General features: G+C 68.0%; 27 protein-coding genes. 15 read left to right on the top strand and 12 right to left on the bottom strand.

What is annotated here, in order from left to right; genetic code table 11:
• Positions 1-225: 225 nt before the first annotated feature.
• Positions 226-1,452, top strand: a complete 1,227-nt coding sequence (locus tag KXC42_RS20770; RefSeq protein ID WP_019290831.1) for an EAL domain-containing protein — start codon at positions 226-228, stop codon at positions 1,450-1,452.
• Positions 1,453-1,468: 16 nt separating this feature from the next.
• On the opposite strand, the gene KXC42_RS20765 is transcribed toward KXC42_RS20770, so the two are convergent.
• The 3 genes from KXC42_RS20765 to KXC42_RS20755 all read right to left on the bottom strand — a co-directional run bounded on the left by KXC42_RS20765 (position 1,469) and on the right by KXC42_RS20755 (position 4,304).
• The gene (locus tag KXC42_RS20765) at positions 1,469-2,479 is read right to left on the bottom strand and encodes a DICT sensory domain-containing protein (protein WP_019290832.1); all 1,011 of its coding nucleotides are present in this window, start codon (positions 2,477-2,479) and stop codon (positions 1,469-1,471) included.
• A gap of 134 nt (positions 2,480-2,613) precedes the next feature.
• Positions 2,614-3,390, bottom strand: coding sequence for a 3-oxoadipate--succinyl-CoA transferase subunit B (locus KXC42_RS20760; protein WP_006553723.1), 777 nt, complete (start codon positions 3,388-3,390; stop codon positions 2,614-2,616).
• Positions 3,387-4,304 (bottom strand): CoA transferase subunit A, encoded by a 918-nt coding sequence (locus tag KXC42_RS20755; protein WP_219129522.1) that lies wholly within the window; start codon positions 4,302-4,304, stop codon positions 3,387-3,389. The genes KXC42_RS20760 and KXC42_RS20755 overlap by 4 nt, the downstream gene beginning before the upstream one ends.
• A gap of 72 nt (positions 4,305-4,376) precedes the next feature.
• Between KXC42_RS20755 and KXC42_RS20750 the strand changes: the two genes are divergently transcribed.
• The gene (locus KXC42_RS20750) at positions 4,377-5,273 is read left to right on the top strand and encodes a LysR family transcriptional regulator (protein ID WP_219129521.1); all 897 of its coding nucleotides are present in this window, start codon (positions 4,377-4,379) and stop codon (positions 5,271-5,273) included.
• 52 nt (positions 5,274-5,325) lie between these two features.
• Here KXC42_RS20750 and KXC42_RS20745 read toward each other — a convergent pair whose 3' ends face one another.
• Positions 5,326-6,741, bottom strand: a complete 1,416-nt coding sequence (locus tag KXC42_RS20745) for an MFS transporter (RefSeq protein WP_219129520.1) — start codon at positions 6,739-6,741, stop codon at positions 5,326-5,328.
• 205 nt (positions 6,742-6,946) lie between these two features.
• Between KXC42_RS20745 and KXC42_RS20740 the strand changes: the two genes are divergently transcribed.
• Positions 6,947-8,167 (top strand): CaiB/BaiF CoA-transferase family protein, encoded by a 1,221-nt coding sequence (locus KXC42_RS20740; protein ID WP_219129519.1) that lies wholly within the window; start codon positions 6,947-6,949, stop codon positions 8,165-8,167.
• 176 nt (positions 8,168-8,343) lie between these two features.
• Positions 8,344-8,658 (top strand): WhiB family transcriptional regulator, encoded by a 315-nt coding sequence (locus tag KXC42_RS20735; protein ID WP_373922167.1) that lies wholly within the window; start codon positions 8,344-8,346, stop codon positions 8,656-8,658.
• A 5-nt stretch (positions 8,659-8,663) separates the two neighbouring features.
• Here KXC42_RS20735 and KXC42_RS20730 read toward each other — a convergent pair whose 3' ends face one another.
• Positions 8,664-9,356 carry an SDR family NAD(P)-dependent oxidoreductase gene (locus tag KXC42_RS20730; protein ID WP_219129518.1) on the bottom strand — a complete coding sequence of 231 codons (693 nt, stop codon included), beginning with the start codon at positions 9,354-9,356 and terminating at the stop codon, positions 8,664-8,666.
• Positions 9,357-9,470: 114 nt separating this feature from the next.
• On the opposite strand from KXC42_RS20730, the gene KXC42_RS20725 reads away from it, so the two are divergent.
• The 4 genes from KXC42_RS20725 (at position 9,471) to KXC42_RS20710 (ending at position 13,628) form a co-directional block, all read left to right on the top strand.
• On the top strand, positions 9,471-10,184 hold the full coding sequence (locus KXC42_RS20725) for a dienelactone hydrolase family protein (protein WP_219129517.1): 714 nt from the start codon (positions 9,471-9,473) through the stop codon (positions 10,182-10,184).
• 130 nt (positions 10,185-10,314) lie between these two features.
• Positions 10,315-12,249, top strand: coding sequence for a 2-oxoacid:acceptor oxidoreductase subunit alpha (locus KXC42_RS20720; RefSeq protein WP_219130529.1), 1,935 nt, complete (start codon positions 10,315-10,317; stop codon positions 12,247-12,249).
• On the top strand, positions 12,246-13,316 hold the full coding sequence (locus KXC42_RS20715) for a 2-oxoacid:ferredoxin oxidoreductase subunit beta (protein WP_219129516.1): 1,071 nt from the start codon (positions 12,246-12,248) through the stop codon (positions 13,314-13,316). Before KXC42_RS20720 ends, KXC42_RS20715 begins: the two co-directional genes overlap by 4 nt.
• Before the next feature lie 129 nt (positions 13,317-13,445).
• Positions 13,446-13,628, top strand: a complete 183-nt coding sequence (locus KXC42_RS20710) for a hypothetical protein (protein WP_019290838.1) — start codon at positions 13,446-13,448, stop codon at positions 13,626-13,628.
• Between the two features lie 69 nt (positions 13,629-13,697).
• Here KXC42_RS20710 and KXC42_RS20705 read toward each other — a convergent pair whose 3' ends face one another.
• On the bottom strand, positions 13,698-14,741 hold the full coding sequence (locus KXC42_RS20705; protein ID WP_219129515.1) for a MaoC family dehydratase: 1,044 nt from the start codon (positions 14,739-14,741) through the stop codon (positions 13,698-13,700).
• A gap of 5 nt (positions 14,742-14,746) precedes the next feature.
• Complete coding sequence (locus KXC42_RS20700) at positions 14,747-15,622, bottom strand: CoA ester lyase (protein ID WP_059383736.1); 876 nt, start codon at positions 15,620-15,622, stop codon at positions 14,747-14,749.
• A 213-nt stretch (positions 15,623-15,835) separates the two neighbouring features.
• Between KXC42_RS20700 and KXC42_RS20695 the strand changes: the two genes are divergently transcribed.
• Genes KXC42_RS20695 through KXC42_RS20685 form a run of 3 tightly spaced genes read left to right on the top strand, consistent with a single transcriptional unit; the run spans position 15,836 to position 18,241 of the window.
• Complete coding sequence (locus KXC42_RS20695; RefSeq protein ID WP_059383737.1) at positions 15,836-16,987, top strand: acyl-CoA dehydrogenase family protein; 1,152 nt, start codon at positions 15,836-15,838, stop codon at positions 16,985-16,987.
• Positions 16,988-17,013: 26 nt separating this feature from the next.
• Positions 17,014-17,760 (top strand): GntR family transcriptional regulator, encoded by a 747-nt coding sequence (locus KXC42_RS20690; protein WP_016694498.1) that lies wholly within the window; start codon positions 17,014-17,016, stop codon positions 17,758-17,760.
• Positions 17,761-17,788: 28 nt separating this feature from the next.
• On the top strand, positions 17,789-18,241 hold the full coding sequence (locus KXC42_RS20685; protein WP_219129514.1) for a MaoC family dehydratase: 453 nt from the start codon (positions 17,789-17,791) through the stop codon (positions 18,239-18,241).
• Between the two features lie 3 nt (positions 18,242-18,244).
• Here the strand turns inward: KXC42_RS20685 and KXC42_RS20680 are convergent, their stop codons facing one another.
• The 4 genes from KXC42_RS20680 to KXC42_RS20665 form a co-directional block, all read right to left on the bottom strand.
• Entirely contained in the window at positions 18,245-19,381 is a 1,137-nt protein-coding gene (locus tag KXC42_RS20680; RefSeq protein ID WP_219129513.1) for a sorbosone dehydrogenase family protein, read from the bottom strand.
• Positions 19,382-19,437: 56 nt separating this feature from the next.
• Positions 19,438-19,875, bottom strand: a complete 438-nt coding sequence (locus tag KXC42_RS20675; protein WP_219129512.1) for a MaoC/PaaZ C-terminal domain-containing protein — start codon at positions 19,873-19,875, stop codon at positions 19,438-19,440.
• Complete coding sequence (locus KXC42_RS20670) at positions 19,872-20,318, bottom strand: MaoC family dehydratase N-terminal domain-containing protein (protein ID WP_019290845.1); 447 nt, start codon at positions 20,316-20,318, stop codon at positions 19,872-19,874. Before KXC42_RS20670 ends, KXC42_RS20675 begins: the two co-directional genes overlap by 4 nt.
• Positions 20,319-20,410: 92 nt before the next feature.
• A complete protein-coding gene (locus KXC42_RS20665; RefSeq protein ID WP_219129511.1) occupies positions 20,411-21,472 on the bottom strand; it encodes a D-TA family PLP-dependent enzyme in 1,062 nt (353 codons plus the stop codon).
• A gap of 71 nt (positions 21,473-21,543) precedes the next feature.
• Here KXC42_RS20665 and KXC42_RS20660 point away from each other — a divergent pair, with 71 nt between their 5' ends.
• From KXC42_RS20660 to KXC42_RS20645, 4 genes are read left to right on the top strand one after another with little or no spacing between them, the layout of a single operon-like run.
• On the top strand, positions 21,544-23,364 hold the full coding sequence (locus KXC42_RS20660; RefSeq protein WP_219129510.1) for an amidohydrolase family protein: 1,821 nt from the start codon (positions 21,544-21,546) through the stop codon (positions 23,362-23,364).
• Positions 23,361-24,002: a TetR/AcrR family transcriptional regulator gene (locus tag KXC42_RS20655; RefSeq protein WP_219129509.1), complete on the top strand. Its 642-nt coding sequence runs from the start codon at positions 23,361-23,363 to the stop codon at positions 24,000-24,002. The genes KXC42_RS20660 and KXC42_RS20655 overlap by 4 nt, the downstream gene beginning before the upstream one ends.
• Entirely contained in the window at positions 23,992-24,864 is an 873-nt protein-coding gene (locus KXC42_RS20650; protein WP_019290848.1) for an alpha/beta fold hydrolase, read from the top strand. The genes KXC42_RS20655 and KXC42_RS20650 overlap by 11 nt, the downstream gene beginning before the upstream one ends.
• Before the next feature lie 4 nt (positions 24,865-24,868).
• Positions 24,869-25,342 carry a nitroreductase family deazaflavin-dependent oxidoreductase gene (locus KXC42_RS20645; protein WP_019290849.1) on the top strand — a complete coding sequence of 158 codons (474 nt, stop codon included), beginning with the start codon at positions 24,869-24,871 and terminating at the stop codon, positions 25,340-25,342.
• 7 nt (positions 25,343-25,349) lie between these two features.
• Here the strand turns inward: KXC42_RS20645 and KXC42_RS20640 are convergent, their stop codons facing one another.
• Positions 25,350-26,120: an ABC transporter permease gene (locus KXC42_RS20640; RefSeq protein ID WP_373922199.1), complete on the bottom strand. Its 771-nt coding sequence runs from the start codon at positions 26,118-26,120 to the stop codon at positions 25,350-25,352.
• Between the last annotated feature and the right edge of the window lie 45 nt (positions 26,121-26,165).

Genomic DNA, 26,165 nt, shown 5'->3' with positions numbered 1-26,165 from the left:
TGCTGGGGTCGTGGTGAGAACGTCGGGGTCCGGTGAGAACTCGCCTCGGGCTTGCACAGAGCCTGTCCGACGGATGTCGCTTCGCCACCACCCGTTCCATAACGGAACGATAACGAAACATCACGGTTCTGTAACGTAGGCGTTCGGAGCTGCGAAAATATCCTATGTTCCTGGCTCCGTCGGCCCGAGCGGACGATCGGTGGCCGGAGATGCGATGCTGGATCCATGAGCGCTGTTCCTGCCGACGCTGCCGCCGACGCGGAGGCCGCGTTCGGCGGCCTCGTCGTGGAGACGGAGCTCGCCCCCATCCATCGGCTCGGCAGCGGTGCGCTGTCCGCCGTCGAACTGCAACTGCGTGGTCCGGGAGGATCATCGTTGCACGATGCGACCGCTCTGAGCGAGGCCGCCCGGGCGATGCATCAGAAGTCGGAACTGGACCGGATCAAGTGGCGCAGGGCCGGACGGCAAGCCGAGTCGGCGGTTCCGCATCTGGTGACCGTCGATCTCGATTCGCTCGACGAACTCGGCGCGCTCGGGGATCGAGGGGGCCCGACCACGGTCGCTCTCATCACCGAGCAGGCGCTGATCGCCGCCCCTGCCAGGACGCTGCGCACCATTGCGGCGGCGCGCACCGCCGGCATGCTCGTCGCGGTGGACGGTGTGGGAGCGCGTGCTCAGGCCCTCGCGCTGCTGCCGCTCGTCGAACCGGATGTGATCATCACGTCGCCGGCCCTGATCGCGCGTGCGGCCGACGCCTCGACGGCGAGGATTGCCCACGCCGTCGCCGCGTACATCGAATCCAGCAGCGCGGTCGTCATCGCGCAGGGCGTCGATTCGGAACTGCATCGCCGCCGCGCTCTGGGATTGGCCGCCGAATACGGAATGGGCGCGCTGTATCCGACAGTCGGATCGACCGGTGATGCCGCGCAAGCGGATTCGGATGTCGAACCGATATCGCTGCGTCCGCGACGGGCCGTTCCCGGCGGCCCCGAACTCACTCCCTTCGCTCTGGCGTCCGAAGGACGCAGACGCACAAGTAGTTTCAAGCGACTTCTGGTGTCGATGAGCAAGCTGCTCGAGACCAACGCGGTGGGAGCCGGACCGGAGACGATCGTGCTCGGCACCTTCCAGCGCGCCGAGCACTTCACCCCGACCTCCCGGGTTCGATGGGCGCAGCTCGCCGAGCAGGTCGCCTACACCGGGGTCTACGGCGTCGGAATCGATCCCTACGTCGACTCCGCGGTACACCACGCGCCGTTGGACCCGAACGATCCGATCGTCGACGAATGGAACGTCGTCGTCCTCGGTCCGCACTTCGCGTGCGTACTCGCCGCGCTCGACATGCACACCGACGCAGAGGATCTCGACCGCGAGTTCCGCTACGTGCTGTCCTACGACCGCGGCACCGTGATCCGGTGCGCCCACAGCATCCTGGCGCGTTTCGAGGGGTGACCCGAGGGAGAGCGGCTCAGGACGAGGGTGGGACCTCCAAGGGGACCGGTCGGGGACGGGACAGGGTCGCGCGCGCCGCGCGGGCGACGGCCTCCCGGTCGTAGGAGACGACGTACTCGAACTCCCGCTCGCCGCCGGCCGTTCGACGGTGCAGGTCGAGGGCAGAGAGCGCGCACGCGAACGACTCTCCCAGGAGGATGACGTTCCACTCGTCGACGAGGGGATCGTGCGGCTCGATCGGGACGAGGTCCGGGCCCGAGGTGCTCGTGCCGAACCCGACCGCGAAGACCGCGACGTGCGCGAGGGTGTCGGCCATCGACAGCCATCGTCTGCGTGCGGCCCCGGTGAAGTGGTCGTGGTGCTGGAAGGTGCCGAGGGCGATCGTGTCGGGTCCGGCCTCCCCGGCTCGCGCCTCGAGGTCGGCGCTCATGGACACGAGCAGACCCTTGCCGCTCCGCACGCGTTCCCGACCGGCAGACAGGATGCGGAAGGGCGCGGCGGTCGCGTCGTCGAGCGGCGCACTCCAGGTGGGTTCACGGAACAACCCGCCGCGCGGCGACGAAGGGCCGGCTTCACCCTCCGCAACGTGTAGTGCTGTACCGCAACCGAAATCGATACCGTGGGCGAGGGCCGCCTCGCGATGAAGGTCGGAGTCGACGCCCTCGGCGAGAACGACGGAGTTCGTGCGCTCGCAGTGGGCCCGCAACGACAGCAGGGTAGTGGCGGCCCGCAGGTCGGATGCGACGAGCGCCTCGGCCGGTACGACGACCACCTCCGGCTCGACCAGAGCCAGGACGACCGTGGCGCGGGACGCCGATTCCGCGATGCGTACCGCCACGGCGAATCCGCGCTCGCGCACAGCGGCGATCCGGTGCAGGACCGTCGGGGGATCGGCGAACACCTCGTGCTCGTCGAGCAGTGCGACGGCATCGCGTCCGGCCACCGGCCTGTGCGCGAGGTCGGTCAACGGCATCACAGCCGCGACGACCGTGCCGTCCACGAGGTCGTGGATCGTGCTCGCGTGCATGACGTGCCGCCTTCCCGCATCACGCGGCGGTCCGTCCGCCGAGCATCACGCCGGACGCGCGCAGGCTCGCAGGATCCGGGGCGTCGTCCGTTGCGGACATCCTGCCAGCCGCCACGTCGGTCACGTCGACGGGATCACCGCAGATACAGACGGACCTTGTCGATCTCGTTGCGCAGCAGGTCGATCTCCTCGGCGGTGGGATCCTCGGTCAGCGTCAGCTCGTCGGAGACCTTCAGATCCCAGCCGGTGGCGGCGCGGACCTGGTCGACGGTGACACCGCGGTGGATGCTGGTCAGTTCGAGTTCGTCGAAGGAATCTTGCCGCGACAGCACGCCCAGACTGGTGAACACCTTCGTCACCCCGCGGCCGCGGGGCATGATGCCGACGCCCGCCTCACGGGCGCGCACCGGGCTCGGGGTCGTGCAGAAGTCCAGTTCGGCGGGGAAGGCACTCGGATCGTGGCGTCGCATGATCACGAACACCTCGCCGGCGTTGGGCATGATCTCGACGGCTCCGCCGCCGCCGGGCAGGCGCACGGTGGGCTTGTCCCAGTCGCCGATGATGCTGGTGTTGAGGCTGCCGTCGCGGTCGATCTGCGCCGCCCCGAGGAACCCGACGTCGACGTTGCCGCCTTGGAGCACGTACCCGAACAGCGACGCCATGGACACCACGGATTCGGCGCCGGAGACCACGACGGAGTCGGCGATGCCCTCGGCCATCGCCTCGGGGTGCGCACCGCAGACCCCGGATTCGTAGATCAGCTCGACGTCGGGGTTCGACGTGCGGGCGGCGAGGTCGACGGCGAGGGTGGGCAGACCCACCCCGGCGAAGACCCGGGCCTTGCCGGCCAGGGCCCGCGCGGCGACGGAGACGATCAGTTCGGTGGTGGAGAAGGTTTCGGTGGTGGTCACTTTCGGCTCCCGTAGTCGACGGTCCCGGAGGGGCGCGGCGCGACCTCGAGGTCGGCCCAGTACTCTTCGCCCAGTTTCTCGAGGTATTCGGCGTGATCGGCGGTGGTGAGGACCCATTCCTTCAACCAGGTGCGCAGTTGCTGGGGGTCCTTGCTGATCGCGGTCCATCGGCGGTAGAACGCGCAGTCGCGGTCGTAGTAACCCTGCGCGTATGAGGGGTGCGCTCCGCGCGGGCTCAGCACCACCGCGTCCACCGCGTGCGAGGGGACGAGGGTGCGGCTGGGATCGGAGCGGATCACGTCGTCGTCGACAATCTCTTCGACCGCCACGATGGCCTTCTTCGCAGCGTAGACCGCTTCCTGCTGCACACCGGCGATGCCCCAGATCTGGACGTTGCCGGAGCGGTCGGCGCGCTGCGCGTGGATGATCGTCACGTCCGGGTTCAGCGGAGGCACGACGTAGACGCTGCCGCCGCTGAAGGGATCCTCGACGAGCCGGATGTTCGGGTTGATCTTCGGCAGGTCGCTGCCGGCATACGAGCGCAGCGGGAAGAAGGGCAGCCCGGCCGCGCCGGCCTGGTAGCGGCAGACCATGCCGTAGTGGCTGTACTCCTCGACCTCGAGTGCGACGGGGTCGTGGCTCTCGATGCGCCGGCGGATCTCGTACAGCGACCCGGCCGAGCCGCTGGCGAAAAACGAGGCGACGAGCTTCGACACGCAGTCGGCGGCGATGAGCTGATCGGAGATGATGTCGGGGGTCATGCGGCACAACGTCAGGTCGCGCCTGCCCTGCCGGATGATCTCGTGCGCCGCGGCGAACGGGATGAGGTGCGAGAAACCCTCGAGGGCAACGGTCATGCCGTCCTCGACATAGGTGGCGATCGCCTCGCGCAGGGTCATGAGTTTGTCCGGCATACCCGGTCGTCCTCCGTGTGGTCGGTAATTCGGTGTCGGATATCAGGCGCCCGCAGGCGCAATAATCGACGGGTGGAGATCCAGCAGGTGAAGGCGTTCCTGGCGGTGGCGGAGGAACTGCATTTCGGTCGCGCGGCGCAGCGGCTGCACATGGCCCAGCCGCCGCTCAGCCGCACGATCCGCAGGCTCGAGAAAGAACTCGGAGCCGAACTCTTCGAACGCAACACCCGCAGCGTGCGGTTGACGGAGAGCGGTCGCGCGCTCGTGGAGCCGGCCCGGAACATCCTCGACGCCTGCCGGCTGGCCGAGATGGCGGTGACCGCCGCGGGATCGGGCCAGACCGGCAGGGTCCGTATCGGTTTCGCCGGTTCGTCCTCGCACTATCTCGTGGGCCGGTGGGCGAAGCTCGTGCGGCGCACTCATCCCGGTATCGAATTCGTGCTCGACAGTTCGGCGTACGCGAGCGAGGCGCTCAACAAGCTCGCCGCGGGCAAGCTCGACATCGGCATCGTGCGCCTGTTGTTCTTCCCACCGGGGATCGCGTCGCGCGTCGTGGCCCGAGAGAACCTCGTCGTGGCGCTGCCCAAGGAGCACCCGCTCGCCGACCGTGAGCAGGTCCGGCTCGAGGACCTCGCGCACGAGGCGTGGGTGATGCTGCCCGCCGAACCCGGATCGATGCTGCGCGAGCTGTTGCTCCGTATCGCCCACGACGTCGGATTCACGCCCAGAATCGTTCAGAGCGCCCCGGATTCGCTGTCGCTGATCGCCCTGGTCTCGGCCGGGGCGGGATGTTCGATGACGGTCTCGTCGGTCGCAGCGAACGTCATCAACCCCGAGGTCGTGTTCGTTCCTCTCGCAGATCATCCCGAACCGCTCGACGTGCGGCTCGTGTGGCGGGAGGACGACGACAGTGCCGCGCTGCGGGAGGTTCTCCGCCTCTCCGAGGAAGCGCTGCCGACTCCGGATTGACCGGGGCCGGCCGGCGACTGCGCCGGCCGGCCCCGAGTGCGAGCGATCCGTCCTAGGCATGGACGCGATCTCGTGGGGTGTCGTCGGTTCCCGGAGTACGGCGGTCGTGCTCGGCCGCCTCCGACTGCTCGAGGGCGAGTTCGTCGGCGTCGGACTTCTCGGCGACCGAGGGTGCCTTCGGGTCGTATCCGGTGCGCTCGAGCAGTGCCAGGGTGCACACGAGGGAAACCGCTGCGTAGCAGGCCGCCGCGATGGCCACGCCGGTGACGTCACCGGACGAGTTGAGCAGGTACTGGGCGAGAACCGGGGTGCCACCACCGACGATCAGCGAGCACAGCTGGTAGGCGAGCGACAGGCCCGAGTACCGGATGTTTGCCGGGAAGGCGCGGGCCAGGATGCCGGCGATCGCGCCGTAGAACATCGAGTGCGGAATCGTCGCGAGACACATACCGATCACGGCGACCGCGAAGGTCTCGGTGCGGATCGCGAAGAACATCGCCGGCATGAGGAACAGCTCCGGGACGATCATCAGGAGCATGGCCCTGCGCATGTCGATTTTCGACACCAGCACGGCACCGAACGGCTGCACGATGAACTGCACGACGAGGGCGATGGCGATGATCGCGAGGAAGGTGCCACGCTCGTAACCGAGTTCGCTCGTCGCCCACGACAGGGCGAAGGTGTTCTTGAAATAGGTCACCTGGGCGAGGGGCAGTGCACCGGCGCCGAGCAGGACCAGGACCCAGTGCTTGCACAGCACTTCCTTGATCGGGAGCTTGACGGTCTTCTTGCGTGCCAGAACGGCTTTCATCGCGTCCGATTCCTCGAGCTTGAGGCGGATCACCATGCCTATGACGACCAGCACGCCCGACAGCAGGAACGGGATGCGCCAGCCCCACATCATGAACTGCGGGGTGGGCAGCGCTGCGAGGAAGAAGAAGGCCATCGTCGACAGCAGGTTGCCGGCGGGCGAACCCTGCTGCGCGAACGCCGAATACAGGATTCCCTTGCCCTTCGGGGCGTTCTCGCTGGCGATGAGGACGGCGCCGCCCCATTCGCCGCCGACCGCGACGCCCTGCACGATGCGCAGGAAGACCAGCAGGACCGGCGCCCACATTCCGATCTGCGCGTAGGTGGGGAGCAAACCGATGCCCACCGTCGCGATGCCCATCATGACGAGCGTGATGACGAGGGTGTTCTTGCGTCCGAGGCGGTCTCCGAGATGGCCGAAGATGACGCCACCGAGTGGGCGGGCGAGGAAGCCGGCCCAGAGGGTGACGAACGCGAGGAGGGTCGCGACACCGCTCGAGAGTTTGTCCGAGAAGAAGACCTGGCCGAACACCAGCGCGGCGGCCGTGCCGTAGATGTAGAAGTCGTACCACTCGATGGTGGTGCCGATGAAGGAGGCGATACCGGCCTTGCGGGCCTTCCTCGCGATCTCCTGATCGGTGGGTGTGGACGAACTCATGCGCCCTCCGTCTGCTACGCCCCCGGACGAGGCGGGTGGAATGTGGTCTGCGTCTCAACAGAGAGTGGCAGGGCTCGGATTTCCAGTCCAATACCCAATAGGACTCGAATCGATACCGCAGAGGTATTACTGAGGAGTCCGTGTTCGTCCTGGTAGACATGCAGCGACGCCGGATGGGGGAACCGCGAACGCGAAAGGACATCAGGTGACGAGCGACCGAACCGATCGGACCGAGGTGGAGGTTTCCGCCGGCCTGCCGCTGGAGGGCATCACTGTGGTGAGCCTCGAACAGGCGGTCGCCGCGCCCCTCGCGACGCGCCATCTCGCAGACCTCGGAGCCCGTGTCGTCAAGGTCGAACGCGTCGGCGACGGCGACTTCGCGCGCGCCTACGACGGTGCCGTGCACGGCCTGGCCGCACACTTCGTCTGGCTCAACCGCGGCAAGGAATCGTTCGCGGTGGATCTCAAGGCTCCCGAGGGCATCGATGCGGTGAAGGCGCTGATCCGCGGTGCGGACGTCTTCTTGCAGAATCTCGCTCCCGGCGCGGTGGAGCGTCTCGGACTCGGTGCCGACGACCTGCGTGCCGACCACCCGGAACTGGTGGTGGTCAACATGTCCGGTTACGGCACCGACGGACCGATGCGCGACCGCAAGGCCTACGACATGCTCGTGCAGTCCGAGACCGGCCTGTGCTCGATCACCGGCACGCCCGAGACTGCGGTGAAGACGGGCATCCCCACCTCGGACATCGCCGCGGGCATGTATGCGCTCACCTCCATCCAGGCGGCGCTGTTGCGCCGGCACCGCACGGGTGTCGGCGCGACGATCGACGTGTCGATGTTCGACGCGACCGCCGAATGGCTCGGTTATCCGATGTACCTGCAGATGTATCAGGGGCGCCAGGTGCCGCGGATGGGTCTGTCGCACACGTCGATCGCGCCGTACGACAAGTACCCCACCTCGGACGGCGAGATCCTCATCGGCGTGCAGAACGATCGGGGCTGGCGCACGCTCACCGATGTGCTCGGCATGCCCGAACTGGGCGACGATCCGCGTTACGCCACCAATCTCGAGCGGGTGCGTCGCCGCGAGGAGGTCGATGCGCTGGTCGGGCAGGCCACCAAGCAATTCACCAGTGCGGAGCTCGACGGCAAGCTCGCCGACGCCGGTGTGCCGGCCGCGCAGCTGCGGGATCTACGCGGGCTCATCGAACACCCCCAGCTCGCGACGCGCGACCGCTGGCGTGAGGTGCAGACCGAGGCGGGTCCGGTGCGCGGCATCCTGCCGCCGATGAACTTCCGCGACGTCGAACTGCCGATGGGTGCGGTTCCGGGTCTCGGTCAGCACACCGACACGGTGCTCGCCGATCTCGGGCTCACCGACGAGCAGATCGCGGGTCTGAAGAAGGCCGGCATCGTCGGCTGATCCGCCCCGCTGGTCCGCTCGGCCTCGCCCGCTCGCCAAATGTGCGGCCATAGCGTCCGGTGCTTATAGGTATCCGAAGCGACTGCCATCGTCGATTCTGATGGATCCGCGCTGCTCAAGGATTGACGATCCCCGCCGGGTACCGAAAAATGGCCGTACAAACACTCGTTCGACGAGTGCGGGTCCGCGATGACCCGATGGGCAAGGAGGCGGCGATGTACGGATCCGGCGACCGTGACTGGGTGGTCGCGGCGCGGTGCCGCGGGGTGGACGCGTCGATGTTCTTCCCTCAGCCCGAGGACGGCCGCGGTGCGGTGCTCCGGGCCGAGCGGCAGGCGAAGGAGGTCTGTCGCTCCTGTCCGGTGATCGACGCGTGCCGAGCGCACGCCGTGCGCACCGGAGAGACGCACGGCGTGTGGGGCGGCATGAACTACGCCGAACGGCGAGCGTTCGAACGTGCGATGAAACTCGGTCGCCTCCAGTCGGTCTGACGCTGTCAGCCGACGTTGGTGACGGGGATCAGACCACCGGTGACGGAGGCGCCCGCATCGGAGATCAGGAACTCGATGACCTTCGCGATGTCGGCCGGCTTCGACCAGCGGCTCGTGTCGGCGTCGGGCATCGCGGCGCGGTTGGCCGGGGTGTCGATGACGACGGGCAGCAGCGCGTTGACGCGGATGTGGTCGTCGCGGTACTCGAGCGCCATCGTCTCGACCAGCGCCGACACCGCAGCCTTGGAAGCGATGTAGGGGGCGCCGCCCGGGAAGGGGTTGAGCGTCGCGGCGGTGGAGATGCAGACGATCGATCCACCGCCGCGGCGGATCAGGTGGGGCAGCACCGCCTGGCTGACGGAATAGGCGGTGCGCAGGTTGAGATCGAGCTGGGAGTCGAGGACCTCGATCGGAGTCTCGTGCACCCGCGGTCCGGAGGTGAAGCCGCCGACGAGGTTGACGACGCCGAAGAGGGGAGCGTCGGGATCGTCGCACGCCAGGTTCAGGGCGTCCTCAAGCTGTTGCTCGTCGGAGACGTCGGCCTGGACGAGTTGGAGGTTCGGATGCATGCCCACGCGCTCGAGCTCGTCACGGACCAGCCACGGCACCACGACCCGCCATCCGGTGTCGAGGAGATGTTTCGTCACGGCGCTGCCGAGGCCGCCGGTGCCACCACTGACCAATACGGTGCGAGCCATGTGCCTGTATCCCTTTCGAGCGTGCCGTCTGTCGTGCTCCGAAAACCCGCCGCACGAGAGACGGCTTCGTACGAAGATCATGACGAACAATCGGAGGAAGGGGAAGGACGGCCGATGGACGACATCGAGGCGGAATTCGTTCACATCGCAGGCCTGCGTGCCTATCTGGCCAGGCCGCTCGGCGGTGCCACCGGAGGAATGCTGCTGCTGCCCATGATCACCGGCATCGACGCCCAGGTCCGCGAATATGCGCACGACATCGCCGGAACCGGCGTGACCGCACTCGTCTGGGACCCGTGGCACGGACCGAGCGCCGACGACACCTCGCGCGAGGCGCTCGCGGAGTCGATGCGTGGTCTCGACGACGAGAAGTGCCTCGCGGAGATGGCGACCCTGCTCGACCATGCGTTCGGTGAACTCCGACTGGAGAAGGTCGGCGTGATCGGATGGTGCCTCGGCGGACGCCTCGCCCTCATCCTCGGCGCCCGCGACACGCGAGTCACGAACGTGGTGGCCTACCACCCGTCGATCGCGGTGCCACCCGCCCCGAATCATACGATCGACGCCGTCGAGCAGGCAGGTCGCGTCGCTGCACCCGTCATGGTGCTGCACGCCGGCGCCGACACGATCATGAGCGCCGAGACCTTCGCGAATCTGCAGGCGACGCTGCAACAGCGCGAGATCGGCGCGACCCTCACTCACGTCTACCCGGGCGCCGAACACGGTTTCGCCTCCCGTGGCCGGCACGGCAATCCCGTCAATGCCGATGCCTACGCCGTGTCGTGGCCCCAGGCGCTGAGCTTCATCGGGGATACCGTCCGCTCCTGACGCGTTCGCTACAAAGTTGGCTTTCCGCTGCGGTGATTGCCGGCAATTGCTGTAGCGGAAAGCCGATCTTGTAGCGGATGAGCAGAATTTTTCGGGAGAAACGGTTGCACATGGGCGCGTGAGGGCCACGATGGAGCGCATGGCGTCGAGCGCGAAACTCGAACAGGTCGTCATCCGCATCGCCGGCGACTCCGGCGACGGCATGCAACTCGCCGGTGACAGGTTCACCGCCGAGGCGGCGGCCTTCGGCAACGACCTGGCCACCCAGCCCAACTTCCCCGCCGAGATCCGCGCGCCTCTGGGCACTCTTCCCGGGGTCTCGAGCTTCCAGATCCAGATCGCCGACCACGACATCCTCACCGCCGGCGACCGGCCCGACGTGCTGGTCGCGATGAACCCGGCGGCCTTCAAGGCCAACGTCGGCGACCTGCCCCGAGGCGGCACGGTCATCGTGAACAGCGACGAGTTCACCAAACGGAACCTGAGCAAGGCGGGCTACGACGCCGATCCGCTCGGCACCGACGCGGTGGAGCACCTGACCGTCCACGCCCTGCCGATGAGCACGCTCACCGCTGGAGCCGTCGAACCCGCCGGCGTCGGCAAGAAGGATGCGCAGCGCTCGAAGAACATGTTCGCGCTCGGTCTCCTGTCGTGGATGTACGGGCGGCCGATCGCGCCGGTCGAGACGTTCCTCGAGCGCAAGTTCGCGTCGAAGCCCGACATCGCGCACGCGAACGTCCTTGCCCTGCGCGCCGGCTGGAACTACGGGGAGACCACCGAGACGTTCGCCACGACCTACGAGGTGGCCCGCGCGGCACTGCCACCCGGCACGTACCGGCAGATCACCGGCAACACCGCCCTCGCCTACGGTCTCGTCGCGGCGGGTCGCGCGGCGGGGATGGACGTCTTCCTCGGCACCTACCCGATCACCCCGGCCTCCGACATCCTCCACGAACTGAGCAGACTCGGACGCTTCGGAGTGCACACCTTCCAGGCCGAGGACGAGATCGCGGGTATCGGCGCTGCGATCGGCGCGTCCTACGGTGGCGCGCTCGGGGTCACGAGCACGTCGGGTCCGGGAATCGCCCTGCAATCCGAGGCCATCGGTCTGGCGGTGATGACCGAACTACCGCTGATCGTCATCGACGTCCAGCGTGGGGGACCGTCCACGGGCCTTCCGACGAAGACCGAACAGGCCGACCTGATGCAGGCGATGTTCGGCCGCAACGGCGAATCGCCCGTCGCGATCGTCGCTCCGCAGTCACCCGCCGACTGCTTCGATGCCGCACTCGAAGCCGCGCGCATCGCCATCACCTACCGCACCCCGGTCATGCTGTTGTCCGACGGTGCGATCGCCAACGGATCCGAACCGTGGCGGATCCCCGACATCGACGACCTGCCCCGCATCGATCCGCGCTTCGCCGCGTCGCCGGGTGACGACGACCCCGGTTACCTGCCCTACGCCCGCCGTGCCGACACCCTCGCCCGCGACTGGGCGATTCCCGGAACCGCAGGTCGTGAGCACCGGATCGGCGGTCTCGAGAAGGCCGACGGAACGGGCGACATCTCGTACCACCACACCAACCACGAGTTGATGACCCGGCTGCGGGTCGCGCGGGTGGCCGGCATCGACGTCCCGGATCTCGGGGTCGACGACCCCACCGGTGGCGCCGAGGTGCTGGTGCTCGGCTGGGGATCGTCGTACGGGCCGATCGGGGAGGCGGTGCGCCGTGCCCGACGGGCCGGGCACCGGGTGGCCCGAGCGCACCTACGTCATCTGGCGCCGATGCCGAAGAACCTCGGTGATGTGCTCGGCCGCTACCGGCGCGTGCTCGTCCCGGAGATGAACCTGGGTCAGCTGTCGTTCCTGCTGCGGTCGCGGTTCGACGCCGACATCCAGCCGGTGACGAAGGTATCGGGCATGGCGTTCCGCGCCGACGAGCTCCACGACGCCATCGAAGCCGAATTCGCCGGAACGCTCGCCGACACCGAACGATCCCGGACGCCGGCCGCGGTCGCCTCGTCGACGAAACTCGGCCCCACAGAAGAGAGGGCACGAGCATGACCGGACTCGTCGGCCACGATCTCGGACTCCGCCCGCACATCGACGCGCTCGACGGTGTGCCCCGCACCGACGATCCGCAGAAGGCGAAGGACTTCACGTCCGATCAGGAGGTGCGGTGGTGTCCGGGCTGCGGCGACTACGTCATCCTCGCGACGGTGCGGAGTCTGCTTCCCGAATTGGGTGTCCGGCGTGAGAATCTCGTGTTCGTCTCCGGCATCGGATGCTCGTCGCGGTTCCCCTATTATCTCGACACCTACGGTGTGCACTCGATCCACGGACGCGCGCCGACGCTCGCGACCGGACTCGCGGTCACCCGCCCGGATCTGTCGGTCTGGGTCGTGACCGGCGACGGCGACGCCCTGTCGATCGGCGGCAACCACCTCGTCCACGCCTTACGCCGCAACGTGAACATGCGGATCCTGTTGTTCAACAACCGGATCTACGGACTCACCAAGGGCCAGTACTCGCCGACCTCGGAGGTCGGCAAGGTCACCAAGTCGTCGCCCTCGGGCTCGGTCGACGCTCCGTTCAACACCTTGTCGCTCGCACTCGGTGCCGAGGCGAGCTTCGTGGCACGCGCCCTGGATTCCGATCGTGCCGGTCTGACGGACGTGCTGCGCGCGGCGGCACACCACCGCGGTGCGGCTTTCGTCGAGATCCTGCAGGACTGCCCGATCTTCAACGACGGATCGTTCGACGTGCTGCGCAAGGACGAAGCGCCGTCGCACCTGATCCCGCTGCGGCACGGCGAACCGATCATCTTCGGCGTCGACGACGAGCGGTGCGTCGTCCGAAAGGGTTTCGGTCTGCGTGTGGCGCAACGCTCCGAGGTGGACGCCGCCGACATCGTCGTGCACGACGCGCACACCGACGACCCCGAATACGCGTACGCGCTGTCGCGGCTGTCGGACCAGGACCTTCGTTACGTCGTCACGGGGATCGTGCGGCAGGTCGGGCGGACGACCTACGACGACGCGGAGCGCGCTCGGGTGCGGACCGCGCGGGAGTCCGGCACCGCCGACCTGCAGCAGTTGTTGCGGGGCGACAACACGTGGACCGTGCCCTGATGCCCGTATCCGCTACCGTCCTGGCTATTCGCCGCCGCAATTGCTGTGGCGGATGGTCGAAGTCGTTGCGGATCGGGCATGTGTGAACAATTTGTTGACAACAACTTGCTCACGCGCCGTCCTGGGATCATGTCCGAGGAAGGTTTCACCCCACCCGATCCGCGTCGCGAACGCGCCCATCGTGAGTACGCGGGGCTGTTCCGGATCGCCGAACGGCACGGCAGCACTCCCGAACAACGGGCCAGGCAGTCGCACCCCGAGATGCTCGACCCGCTCGGCGCCATCCGTCTCGTCAAACGAGTCGACGCATAACGACGAAACCGACATTGTTCGCGATTTCCCAAACGATTTCGCGCACAACGTCGGTTTCGGCAGGGGCTGTCAGGCCATGAGTGCGGTGAACCGCCAATCCAGCACGGGCGCCGGCTCGGCACCGCCGCGGTTGCCATTCGCGGCACCGCCGCGGTTGCCATTCGCGGCACCGCCGCGGTGCGCGTAGACGACCGACCGCAGGTTCAGCATGCCACCGCCCTCGGCGAGGGGCTCGGCGGATTCGATGTGCAGGTCGCTGGTGAGGGTGTCGCCCTCCTGCACCGGACCGGTGTGGTCGCACGACTTCCAACCCAGCACCGTCACGAGATTCGGCAGCGCGCGCGTCGCCTGCGAGAAGGCCAGGCCGATGGTGTGGCCGCCGTACACGAGACGACCGGATGCGCCGACCCGCTCGTCGTGGTGCGTCGCCGCGATGTTGAGGCTCAGGCGCGCGAGTTCCGGTGCGCTCGAGACGACGTCGCCGCTGGACTGCAGCACGGCGCCGGCGAGGCACTTGTCGAAGTGCTCACCCGGCACCTTCGATCGGTAGACACTCAGATCCCAGTCGGCGGGCGCGGACCACTGCGGTTCGTCCTGCGGCCCGATGGCCGAGAGGTCGTCGGAGTGCACCACGCGGTCGGGGTCGGGATTCTCGCTCAACGGCAGCATTGCGCAGCGGTAGAAGTCGAGGACGGTGTTGCCGTCCTGGTCGACGGTGTTCATGCGCAGCGCCGCGAGACCGGTGGGCTTGCGTCCGGGCTTGGCCGAATTCTCCTTCAGCCCCACGACTTCGGTGGTGGTGTAGAGGGTGTCGCCGATGTGCGGGAAGCGGCGGAAACGCAGACCGCGGTAGAAGAGATTGGCCTTGACGTGGTGCGTGACGAGGGTGGACTGCCCGATCGCGATGTCGGTGACGAAGCCGGCGTGCGCGACCGGCCCACCCGCGACGGCGGCCGAGAGGTGCTTGTCGAGCGGAAGACGCAGGCGGTCACCGAGAATGCTCTGGTGCGCGGCGGCGAGACCGTCGGTGAGCGTCACGGCGGGGGCGGTGTCGAAGACCTGGCCGACGGTCAGTTCGTCGAAGTAGGGTCCGCCGACGTACGAGGTGGTCATGGCTTTCAGGCTCCGATCTTCGACAGGGTGCGGCGGGCGGCGACAGCGACGGCCTCGTCGAGCATCTGGCCGTCGAGCTGGGCGGCTCCGGCGCCGCGGTTCTCGGCTTCCTCGAGTGCGGTGAGGACCTTGCGGGCGGCGTCGACCTGATCGTCGGTGGGTGTGAAGGCTGCTGCGGCAGAGGTGATCTGCGCGGGGTGGATGACCCACTTGCCGTCGAATCCGAGATCGGACACCCACTGCGCCGAATGGCGGAAGGCGTCGTCGTCGGCGATGCCGAGGAACGGCCCGTCGATCGCCTGGACACCGGCGGCGCGGGCGGCGTGCAGTACGCGGTCCTGCACGTAGAGCCAGTGCTCGGGGGCGGCGGTGCGGGCGCGGCCCAGGGAGGCGCCGAGGTCGGCGTAGCCGATGATCACGCCGGCGACCCGGGAGCCCGCGACGATCTCGTCGATGCGCTGCACGCCGGCGGGGGTCTCGATGAGGGCCTGCACCGGGACGGTCGATTCACCGAGGATGCGGTCGGCCTCGACGAGATCGTCGGCGCTCTCGACCTTGGGGATCACGATCGAGGCGAGGGCGTCGCCGAGTGCGGCGCACGCGCGCAGGTCGTCCTCGAACCAGGGGGTGCCGCGTCCGTTGATGCGCACGGAGACGGTGCGTGTGGCGCCGTGCTCGCGGACCAGCGGAGCCACGAGCTCGCGGGCGGCGTCCTTCTGGGCGGCGGTGACGGCGTCCTCGAGGTCGAGGACGACCTCGTCGGCGGCGGAGGCGAGGGCCTTACCGGCTTTGCGTTCGTCGGAGCCGGGGGCGACGAGAACGGCGCGCCGGCGGAGGTGTTGCTCGGAAGACACGGGGACCTCGGGGAGTTCGGTCGGCAATGACGGCGCTAAATGTACGGCCATTGTTGGCGGTATGCCACCCCACGGAGAGGTGTGCCCATAGGAAGGTGCAGTCGTTCGTATCGGCTAAAACTCTGCAATCACGACGTCGAATGAGTGTCTTCGCGTTGACAACGCCCGAACTTGGTCCACAAAATGGCCGTACAAAGTTTCCCGGGTCCGTGTGGCCCGTCCCCGACGAAGGGTGCCCCCGTGACCTACCTGAACGACGAAGAGACTTTTCTGGTCAAGACCGTCCGCGACTTCATCGATCGGGAGGTCAAGCCGTCGGTGCAGGAGGTCGAGCACGCCAACGAGTACCCCGAGAAGTGGATCGAGCAGATGAAGCAGATCGGCATCTACGGGCTCGCCGTGCCGGAAGAGTACGGCGGATCGCCGGTGTCGATGCCCTGCTACGTCCAGGTCACCGAGGAACTCGCCCGCGGATGGATGTCGCTGTCGGGTGCGATGGGCGGGCACACCGTCGTCGCCAAGCTGCTGACCCTGTTCGGCACCGAGGAGCAGAAGAGCAAGTACCTGCCCAGGCTGGCCACCGGTGAGATCCGCGCGACGATGGCGCTGACCGAGCCCGGCGGCGGCTCCGACCTGCAGGCGATGACGACGACCGCCAAGCGCGACGGCGACGAGCTGGTCATCAACGGTGCCAAGACGTGGATCACCAACGCGCGTCGCTCGGGGCTGATCGCGCTGCTGTGCAAGACCGATCCCACCGCGCAGCCGCGCCACAAGGGCATCTCGGTGGTGCTCGTCGAGCACGGCCCGGGCCTGACGGTCTCGCGCGACCTGCCCAAGCTGGGTTACAAGGGCGTCGAGTCGTGCGAGCTGAGCTTCGACAACTACCGCATCTCCGCCGACGCGATCCTCGGCGGCGAGCCCGGCAAGGGCTTCGCCCACATGATGAAGGGACTCGAGACCGGTCGTCTGCAGGTCGCCTCCCGCGCCCTGGGTGTCGCGACCGCCGCGCTCGAGGATTCGCTCGCCTACGCGCAGCAGCGCGAGAGCTTCGGCCAGCCGATCTGGAAGCACCAGTCCGTCGGCAACTACCTGGCGGAGATGGCCACCAAGCTCACCGCCGCGCGGCAGCTGGCGCGCTACGCGGCGGAGAAGTACGACAGCGGTGAGCGCTGCGACATGGAGGCCGGCATGGCCAAGCTGTACTGCTCGGAGATCGCGATGGAGATCGCCCTGAACGCGGTGCGAATCCACGGCGGTTACGGCTACTCCACCGAGTACGACGTCGAGCGCTACTTCCGCGACGCGCCGCTGATGATCGTCGGCGAGGGCACCAACGAGATCCAGCGCAACGTCATCGCGAGCCAGCTCGTAGCACGCGGCGGACTGTGACGACCGGCCGCTAGGATCGGTCCGTCATGGACTACAAGGTGCGGGAAACGGAACCGGCCTACGCGCAACTCGCGCGCCAGCTCCGGGAGGCCGTCGAGGCGGGGCGGTACAGCGACGGCACGCGGCTGCCCACGGAGGCCGAACTCGCCGAGGAACACGGCGTGAGCCGGCAGACGGTGCGGCGCGCCTTCCAGGATCTCGTCGCCGACGGCATCGTCTACCGCGTTCCCGGCCGCGGCACGTTCGCGAACGAGTCGGGCCGGCGCTACCGGCGTCAGCTCGGCTCGATCGAGGATCTGCTCGCGTTGTCGGCCGACACGGTCATGCAGATCGTCTCGCCGCTGCGACGCGGAGTCGACATCGACGCCGCGAGCCGGCTGCGCCTCGACACCGACGTGCTGTACACGGCGGTCTTCAAGCGCCTGCACGACGGAATCCCGTTCGTGCTCACCACCGTTCACCTTCCGGAATCCGTCGCCGCCCACGTGCTCGACGCGCCGGAACTTCAAGCGGGTGCGTCGAGCCGCAACACGATGATCGGACTGCTCGAACCGCATCTCGACAGCCCGATCGTCGAGGCCGCGCAATCCATCACGGTCGCGCTCGCCACCGAACAGGTGGCGACCGAACTGAATTGCGAAGTGGGACATCCCCTGCTGCGCGTCGACCGGTTGTACTCGAACGACGACGGCGTGCCCACCGAGTTGTCGGTGAGTTACTTTCTGCCCGAGCACTACACCTATCGCGTCACCCTCAGGCGAGCCGGTCTCTGACCGTCGCCGCACATCGACAGGAGCAACAATGCGGGTTTTCAACGGAATCGACGAGGTCGAGAAGGCCGTCGGCGAGCACCTCGGCCACAGCGACTGGCTCGAGATCGACCAGAAGCGGATCGACCTGTTCGCCGAGGCCACCGGCGACCACCAGTGGATCCACGTCGACCCCGAGCGCGCGAAGGACGGCCCGTACGGCAAGACCATCGCCCACGGCTACCTGACCCTGTCGCTGCTGCCGGTGCTCGGCACCCAGATCTTCTCCCTCGAGGGCCTGAAGATGAAGGTCAATTACGGCAGCAACAAGGTTCGCTACCCCGCGCCGGTCCCCGTCGGCTCGCGGATCCGCGCCGGCGCGGAGTTCACATCGCTCGAGCGCACGGCGAAGGGCGCGAACCTCGTCGTCGGATACACCATCGAGATCGAGGGCGGAGAGCGTCCGGCACTGGTCGCCGAGACGGTCGTCGTTCTCGTCCCCTGATCGTCAGGAGATCTCGATCCGGAGGATGCGATCGTCGTCGCCGGCCGGGCTGCCGCGACCGTCCCGGTTGGATGTCGTCAGCCACAGTGAGCCGTCCGGTGTGGCGACGACGGTCCGCAACCTTCCGTACTCGCCGACGAAGAAGTCGGTCGCGGTGGCTGCAGTGCCCTGAACGTCAGTGTCCTGGACATCGGTGTCCTGGACGTCGATGCGCCACAATCGTTCTCCACGAAGAGTCGCCATCCACAGGCTGCCCTCGAACCACGCCAGGCCCGACGGCGACGCCTGCGAGACCGGCCAGGTGAGCACCGGGTCGACGAATTCGTCGGACCCGCCGGCGCCTTCGACCACGGGCCAGCCGTAGTTCGCACCGGCCGTCACGAGATTCAGCTCGTCGACGTCGTTCTGTCCGAACTCCGACGCCCACAACCGTCCCCGGTCGTCGAATGCGAGTCCTTGTACGTTGCGGTGACCGAGCGAGTACACCGGCGACGCCGGATCGGGATTGCCGGGCGCGGGTTCGCCGTCGCCCGTGATGCGAAGGATCTTGCCGCCGAGTGAATTCGGGTCCTGGGCAAGTTCGCGTCGGCCCGCCTCGCCGGTCGCGACGTACAGCATCCCGTCGGGACCGAAGATCATCCGCCCGCCGTCGTGGATCCGCCCGGCCGGGATACCGTCGAGGATCACCTCCGGTTCGGCGAGCGTGGTGCCGTCGAAAACGGCTCGGAGTACCCGGTTGTCGCTGCCGGTTGTCACGTACAGGTACACGAAGCGGTCGGTGTCGAAGGTCGGCGACACCGCGATCCCCAGCAGTCCCGATTCGCCCTGCGCGAGGGTCTCGCCGACGCGACCGACCTCGCGGACCTCGCCGTCGGTGATCTCGACGATCCGGCCGGTGTTGCGCTCGGTCACCAGTGCAGAACCACCGGGAAGAAAAGCAACTCCCCACGGAGTGTCGAGACCGGACGCGACGATGCCGGTCACGCGCGGAGTGGCCGTCTCGGACGCCGAGTGCTCGACGATGGTACGGCTCACCCCGGCGGGACCCTCGTCGACGGACGGACTCGACGGGGACGCACATGCCCCGAGGTACACAGCTGTTGCTGCGGCGGCCAAGCCGACGAGAAGTGTCCGCGACATGGGTCGATCCTCTCTTACCGAGGTCCGTTCCGTCGGCGAATTCCCGGCGTTCGGAGTCAGGACGAGAACGCGAGCTGGACCTGGGTCCTGCCGAGCACCCGCCGGTCGTCGACGGATACGGTGATATCGATCCGTGCGATGCGCTCCGCCTCGTCGCGGCGGGCGACCCTCGCAGACACCGACAGGACGGCACCGTGCATCGGGTCGACCACAACGGGTCGCGTGAACCGTGTCTCGTAGGAGACGACCACGGTGGGATCGCCGAGCCGTTCCGTGAGGGTCTGCAGGGCGAGGGCCGCGGTGAGCATTCCCTGGCAGAGCACGCCGGGGAGCCCTTCGCCGGCCGCGACGACGTCGTCGTAGTGGATCGGGTTGAAGTCGCCCGAGGCACCGGCGTAGCGGACCAGATCGTTGCGGGTCACCGTCAGTTCGGTCTTCGCGATGATCGCACCGACCTCGAGTTCGTCGAATCGTAGTGCGGTGCCGAGTGTCATGCGTCGTCTCCTCGGTGAAGCAGTGTCGAAGTGACCACCGCGACCAGATCGTCCGTGTCGTCCCGGATCTCGCAGATCGTGGACAGGATGTGGTTGCCGGCGCGTTCGGTGACCTCCGTGATGGTGAGCGTCGCGGTCAGGTCGTCGCCGGCCACGATCGGGCGCCGGTGCTCGACCTTCTCCGACCCGTGCACCACCCGGTGCAGCTCGAGACCGGTACCCGGCGTCTCCAGAAGTTGTGTCACCGACGGACTCTGGACGACGGTGGTGAAGGTCGTAGGAGCCACGACATCAGGGAAGCCGGCGGCCCGGGCTGCCTCCGGATCGAGGTGGATCGGATGCGTCGATCGGACGGCGCGGGCGAATTCCCGGATCTTCTCCCGGCCGACGAGATAGGACGTCGGCGGAAAGATGCGTCCGGCAAGGTCGGGGTTCAGCGGCATCAACGCAGCGTAGCGGCGCGCGGGGAGGATCGGTGTCGTGTTCGTGACCTACACGCCGAATTCGAGGTGATCGTGTGGGGACCGTCTCGGGATCACGTGTTACACCCTCTTGCCGCGACCTTCCATCGCTCGACTACCGCGTCGCCGGAGACCGTGATCAACTCGTCCGCGAGGTTCACGGCGTTGCACACATGGTTGGGGATCACTCGCACCCTGTCGCCGAGCCGCGGGCGCGTCGACGCCTCCGGCCACTGCACCGTCGCGTGGTGCTCCGACAGCGCGGTGATGCGTGCGTCCGGTTCTCCGAGGATGCGCCCGTACCCCGTGGCCCACGCGGCCCGGTCGGCGCCGAGCACCTTGGAACCGGCATCGAGCACGACCACCTCGTCGCGAGCGGAAACGACGGTCGCCAGGGCGGTCAGCGCGATGTCGGATTCGCTCACCGCGCCGAGTTCGAGTTGCTGCGCATCACCGAAGACGTACACGCCGGGACGCAACTCGGTTGCAACCGTGGGCACGTCGAGATGTGCCGTGGGGGAGGAACCCCCACTGATCACGGTCGGCTCGATCCCCGCTGCTCGTAGCGACGCCGCTGCTGCCGCCAGTGCGTCGACTTCCTCCCGTGCTGCGCTGTCGGGCGCGTCGGGTGCGTACGAGTGGCCGGGGAAGGTGAAGACGCCGCGCACGTCGAGGCCCGCCTCGCGGGCCGCCGACGCCACGGTTCCGGCCTGTTCGGGCAACACGCCGGTGCGGTGGTGCCCGCTGTCGATCTCGACGAGCACCCCGATCGCGGTGCCGGCGTGCTCGACGAATTGCCGGGCTCCGGTCGCGGAATCGATCCCGACCGTCAGGCGCACCCGGTCGGTCAACGCGCGCAGCCGTGCACCGCGGGCAGCGTCGACCCACAGCGGGTACGCGACGAACAGGTCGTCGAAACCCTCGTCGGCGAAGACTTCGGCTTCGGAGGCGGTCGCGACCGTCAGGCCGTGGGCTCCCGCACCGAGCTGGCGTCGTCCGATCTCGGAGCACTTGTGCGTCTTCGCGTGGGGTCGCAGCGACAGGCCTCGTGAGGCGGCGGACTGCGCCATCCGCGCGATGTTGCGGTCGAGGATGTCGCGGTCGACGAGCAGTGCCGGGGTGGTGTCGAGGTCCATGGCCGAACCGTAGACCGTCGGAACCGGGAATTTAGAGAGTGCGCGGCCTCTTTTTCATGTACCCTCGCGCCATGAGTGGTGTGGATCACAATTATGGGGATTTCGACGTCATCGTCCGAGGTGGTCTCTGGTTCGACGGGACGGGCGCACCCGGCGTCGTCCGCAACCTCGGTATCCGCGACGGACTCGTCGTCACCGCGACCTCCGACGACCTTCCTGCCGGCCCGGACACCGAGGTCGTCGACGCGCACGGCCGCTGGGTGATGCCCGGCTTCGTCGACACCCACACCCACTACGACGCCGAAGTGCTCGTGGGTCCGGGTCTGTCCGAATCGGTGCGGCACGGCGTCACGACCGTGCTCATGGGCAACTGCTCGATCTCGACGGTCTTCGTGCCGCCGGTCGACGCCGCCGACCTGTTCGGTCGCGTCGAAGCACTCCCGCGCGAGCACGTCCTCTCAGCCCTCGAGAAGTCCAAGACCTGGAGCACGCCCCGCGAATACATCGAGGCGCTGAACAAGTTGCCCCTCGGCCCGAACGTGACGGCCTTCGTGGGACATTCGGACGTCCGCGCGTCGGTGATGGGGCTCGGACGCTCTACCGAGTCGGCGAACCGACCGACCCGCGCCGAACTCGCCGAGATCGACGCCCGCATCGAGGACGCCCTCGACGCGGGCTTCCTCGGCGTGTCGACGATGACGAACCCGTGGGACAAGATGGACGGCGACCGCTATCGCTCGCGCACCCTGCCGTCGACCCACGCGTCGTGGTCGGAATTCCGCCGCCTGCACAAGATCCTGCGCCGACGCGGTCGCACCCTGCAGGCCGTGCCGAACCTCAACACCAAGTACGACGTCGTGTTCTTCGCCCTCGCCGGCACGGGCATCGGGCGCAAGCCGATGAAGACGTCGGTGCTCGCAGCGGCCGACACGAAGGCCGAACGGTGGGTCAACCGCATCTTCGGTCCGATTGCATTCGCGGCCAACCGGATCGGCAAGGGTGCCTTCCGCTGGCAACACCTGCCCACGACCTTCGAGGTGTACTCCGACGGCATCGACCTCGTCGTCTTCGAGGAATTCGGATCAGGCCGTGCCGCACTGCATCTGCAGGACGAACTCGTCCGCAACGACCTGCTGCGCGACGAGGCCTACCGCCGCTGGTTCCGGCAGGACTTCGAGAAGAAGTTCTCACCGCGCGTGTGGCACCGCGATTTCGACGACACCCGGATCGTCGAATGTCCCGACGCCTCGCTCGTCGGCCGGTCGATCGGCGACGTCGCGCGCGAGAGGAAGCTGCATCCTGTCGACACCTTCCTCGACCTCGTCGTCGAGTACGGCAGGAAGTTCCGGTGGCACACCGTGATCGCCAACGACCGAAGCAAGGTCGCCGACCGGCTCATCCGCACGCCCGGCGTCACCGTCGGGTTCTCGGACGCCGGCGCCCACCTGCGGAACATGGCCTTCTACAACTTCGCGATCTGCCTGCTCCGCCGCGTCCACGACGCCGAGAAGGCGGGCAGGCCGTTCCTCCCGCTGCCCGAAGCCGTCCACAAGCTCACCGGCGAACTCGGCGACTTCTACGGAATCGACGCCGGCCACCTGCGGGTGGGCGACCGCGCCGACTTCGTCGTCGTCGATCCTGCCGGACTGAACGCCGACGTCGATGCCTATCACGAGTCGCCGCTCGAGGAGTTCGGCGGAATCCGCCGCATGGTCAACCGCAACGACCGCGCGGTGACGGCGACGGCGGTCGCCGGCCGGGTGGTCTTCCGCGACGGCGAGTTCGTGCCCGGTTACGGACATACCGTCGGCACCGGCCGGTTCCTGCGCGCCGGGGTGGAGGAGCGCGGACCCGCGCCGATGCGCATCTCGGCGGGTGAGCCCGTCGCGTGAGTGCATCCGTAATACGCCGTACCCAGCAGGAGCGCAGGGAGGAGACGATCGGCCGCATCCTCGACGCGACCATCACTGCCCTCGCCGAGCTCGGTTGTACCGCGACCACGATCGGTGAGGTGTGCCGGCGCTCGGGGGTGTCGTCGGGTGGGGTGTTCCGGCACTTCCCCACGCGACTCGACCTGATGATCGCGGCGGCCGACGCCGTCCGGGAACGCCAGTTCGCGAACTTCGAAGCGGGTCTCGCGGCGCTCGGTGACGAGCACGCGGACATCTCCGAGTCGCTGCGGGTGTGCCTCGAACTGCTGCGCACCGCCTGCCGGGCCCCGATGAACGCAGCCTGGTACGAACTGCTCGGCGCGGCGCGCACCGACCCGGCGTTGCGGGAGCATCTAACGCCGATGGCCGAGCGCTACCACGCCCAGATCGTCGATCTCGGCAGGTCGCTGCCTGTCGCGGCACGGTTCCCGGCCGACGTCTTCGACACCCTCCTGCTGTCGCTCGTGCACATGTTCGACGGCGAAGCGCTGGCGTCGACGGTGCATCCGCAGCCGGAACTCGAGGTGCGACGGATCGAACTGATGGCCCGGATGTTGGCGCTCGTCACATCTGACATAAGTTCGAATAATGAGCAATAGTGGATCTGCTCCTCAGTGGTTCGTCGACGCCCTGGCCACGCCCGTCGAGACCGGGAAGGTCGAGGCAGCCGGTGCGACCATCGCCTACCGGGCGTGGGGCGAATCCGGTCTGCCGGGCATCGTGCTGGTCCACGGCGGCATGGCGCATTCGGGGTGGTGGGACCACATCGGCCCGCAGCTTGCCGCCGGACGTCGTGTCGTCGCGCTCGATCTGAGCGGTCACGGCGACAGTGACCACCGCGAGCACTACACCCTGGAAGCGTGGTCCGCGGAGGTCGTCGCTGCGGCCCGCGCCGGCGGTATCAGCGGTCCACCGGTCCTCATCGGTCACAGCATGGGCGGGATCGTCTCGTTCGCCGCCTCACATCTCCACGGCGACGAACTCGCCGGTGTGGTGATCATCGATTCGCCGATCCGCGACATGACGCCCGAGGAACTCGAGATGCGCGCGAAGGCCGTCGCGAACGCCGGACCGCCGAAGGTGTACGCCGCGGCGGAGGACGCCGTCGCCCGATTCCGCCTCGTGCCGCCGCAGGACGATGCCGAACCCTACGTGCTCGAGCACATCGCCCGCGGATCGCTGAAGCAGGTCGACGGCGGCTGGTCGTGGAAATTCGACAATCTCCGCATGGGACGTGAGGGGCGCCGTAGCCTCGAGGCGATGAGTCCGGGATGCGCCGTCGCCTACTTCCGCTGCGAACGCGGCATCATCGACGACGCGCTCTACGGGCGGATGGTCGACAATCTGGGTCCTGATGCGTTGTTGATCGATCTTCCGGCCTCGGGCCACCATCCGATGATCGATCAGCCGCTGGCCGTCGTCGCCGCAGCCCGGACGCTGCTGGCAGCCTGGGGGAGATGACCGCATGAATCCGCTCCGACCGGTCGCCGTCCGTATCGGAGCGTTGCCGTGGTTGCCGCGGTATTCACAGCCGATCATCGCGGTGGACAAGACCATCCAACGGGCCACGCGCGGCAAGGTCACCCTGCTCGCGATCGCGGGACTGCCCTCGCTCGTGCTCACCGTGAAGGGCCGCAAGAGCGGGGTGCCGCGGTCCACACCGCTGCTGTGTGTGCCGCACGACGGGGGATGGCTCGTGGTGGGGTCGAACTGGGGACACCCGAAAGCCCCGTCCTGGGCGATCAACCTGCGCGCGGCCGACCAGGCGCAGGTGCTGTACGACGGGCACGAGCACGCGGTGTCGGTGCGGATCGCGGAGGGCGACGAACGCGCGCGGCTGTGGCAGGTGCTGCTGGAGACGTGGCCGAACTACGCGCTGTACGCGAAGCGCACCGACCGGGTGCTCCCCGTCTTCGTACTGACGCCGCTCGAGTCCTGATCGCAGGTCAGAGCGGGCGGTCGGCTTCCTCGACGCTCACCGGCCTCCGCCGTTCGCGCAGCAGGTGCCGCGCCGCCCAGTCGAGCCAGAACCCGAGGAAACCGATCACGACGATCACGGCCATGACCTGGTCGTAGGCGAGCTGGTCGCGGGCGTTGAGGATCTGGTAGCCGAGACCGGACCGCACGCCGAGCATCTCGGCGGGGACGAGCACGACCCACGCGATACCGAGACCGACCCGCAGACCGGTCTGCACCTGCGCGCGGATGGCCGGCAGGACGACGGTGATGAGCAGTTCGAGTCGCGTCGCACCGAACGAGCAGGCCACCATCAGATAGCCCTGGTCGATGCCGTGCACACCGGCCGCCGTGTTGATGACGATCGGCCAGATCGCGGCGGCGGCGATGAGGAAGAATACGGGCTGGTGGCCGATGCCGAACAACGCCACGGCGATCGGCGCCCACGACAGCGGCGAGATCATCCGCAGGAACTGCATGATGGGCATCGTCGCGCGCTCGACCAACGGGTTGAGTCCGATCAGCAACCCGAGCGGGATGCCGAGCGTCGCGGCGATCAGCAGACCCACCAGCAACCGCCACAGGCTCGCGAGCGTGTCGGGCAGCAGGACGCCGCGTGCGAACAGGTCGACGATCGCCGGGAAGACGTACTGCGGGGCGAAGTCCCGCACGAGCGAATCCGGCGCGACGAGCACCGTCGTCACCAGCCACCACAAGGCGATCGCGATGACGATGGCGACGGCCTGGGGGACGAGGGGCAGCTGCCGGACGGTGCGGGCCGTCTCCGGCGCCGTGCCGGTCGGGGC

This window comes from Rhodococcus sp. LW-XY12, from assembly GCF_019317345.1.
Taxonomy (GTDB): Bacteria; Actinomycetota; Actinomycetes; order Mycobacteriales; family Mycobacteriaceae; genus Rhodococcus; species Rhodococcus pyridinivorans.
This window is presented reverse-complemented; position numbering and strand designations above follow the sequence as displayed.

Coding starts and splice junctions, on each gene's coding strand:
- KXC42_RS20770 (WP_019290831.1), top strand. CDS start 226: ATGAGCGCTGTTCCTGCCGACGCTGCCGCCGACGCGGAGGCCGCGTTC.
- KXC42_RS20765 (WP_019290832.1), bottom strand. CDS start 2,479: ATGCACGCGAGCACGATCCACGACCTCGTGGACGGCACGGTCGTCGCG.
- KXC42_RS20755 (WP_219129522.1), bottom strand. CDS start 4,304: ATGCCGGACAAACTCATGACCCTGCGCGAGGCGATCGCCACCTATGTC.
- KXC42_RS20745 (WP_219129520.1), bottom strand. CDS start 6,741: ATGAGTTCGTCCACACCCACCGATCAGGAGATCGCGAGGAAGGCCCGC.
- KXC42_RS20730 (WP_219129518.1), bottom strand. CDS start 9,356: ATGGCTCGCACCGTATTGGTCAGTGGTGGCACCGGCGGCCTCGGCAGC.
- KXC42_RS20725 (WP_219129517.1), top strand. CDS start 9,471: ATGGACGACATCGAGGCGGAATTCGTTCACATCGCAGGCCTGCGTGCC.
- KXC42_RS20720 (WP_219130529.1), top strand. CDS start 10,315: ATGGAGCGCATGGCGTCGAGCGCGAAACTCGAACAGGTCGTCATCCGC.
- KXC42_RS20715 (WP_219129516.1), top strand. CDS start 12,246: ATGACCGGACTCGTCGGCCACGATCTCGGACTCCGCCCGCACATCGAC.
- KXC42_RS20710 (WP_019290838.1), top strand. CDS start 13,446: ATGTCCGAGGAAGGTTTCACCCCACCCGATCCGCGTCGCGAACGCGCC.
- KXC42_RS20705 (WP_219129515.1), bottom strand. CDS start 14,741: ATGACCACCTCGTACGTCGGCGGACCCTACTTCGACGAACTGACCGTC.
- KXC42_RS20690 (WP_016694498.1), top strand. CDS start 17,014: ATGGACTACAAGGTGCGGGAAACGGAACCGGCCTACGCGCAACTCGCG.
- KXC42_RS20685 (WP_219129514.1), top strand. CDS start 17,789: ATGCGGGTTTTCAACGGAATCGACGAGGTCGAGAAGGCCGTCGGCGAG.
- KXC42_RS20680 (WP_219129513.1), bottom strand. CDS start 19,381: ATGTCGCGGACACTTCTCGTCGGCTTGGCCGCCGCAGCAACAGCTGTG.
- KXC42_RS20675 (WP_219129512.1), bottom strand. CDS start 19,875: ATGACACTCGGCACCGCACTACGATTCGACGAACTCGAGGTCGGTGCG.
- KXC42_RS20670 (WP_019290845.1), bottom strand. CDS start 20,318: ATGCCGCTGAACCCCGACCTTGCCGGACGCATCTTTCCGCCGACGTCC.
- KXC42_RS20665 (WP_219129511.1), bottom strand. CDS start 21,472: ATGGACCTCGACACCACCCCGGCACTGCTCGTCGACCGCGACATCCTC.
- KXC42_RS20660 (WP_219129510.1), top strand. CDS start 21,544: ATGAGTGGTGTGGATCACAATTATGGGGATTTCGACGTCATCGTCCGA.
- KXC42_RS20650 (WP_019290848.1), top strand. CDS start 23,992: ATGAGCAATAGTGGATCTGCTCCTCAGTGGTTCGTCGACGCCCTGGCC.
- KXC42_RS20645 (WP_019290849.1), top strand. CDS start 24,869: ATGAATCCGCTCCGACCGGTCGCCGTCCGTATCGGAGCGTTGCCGTGG.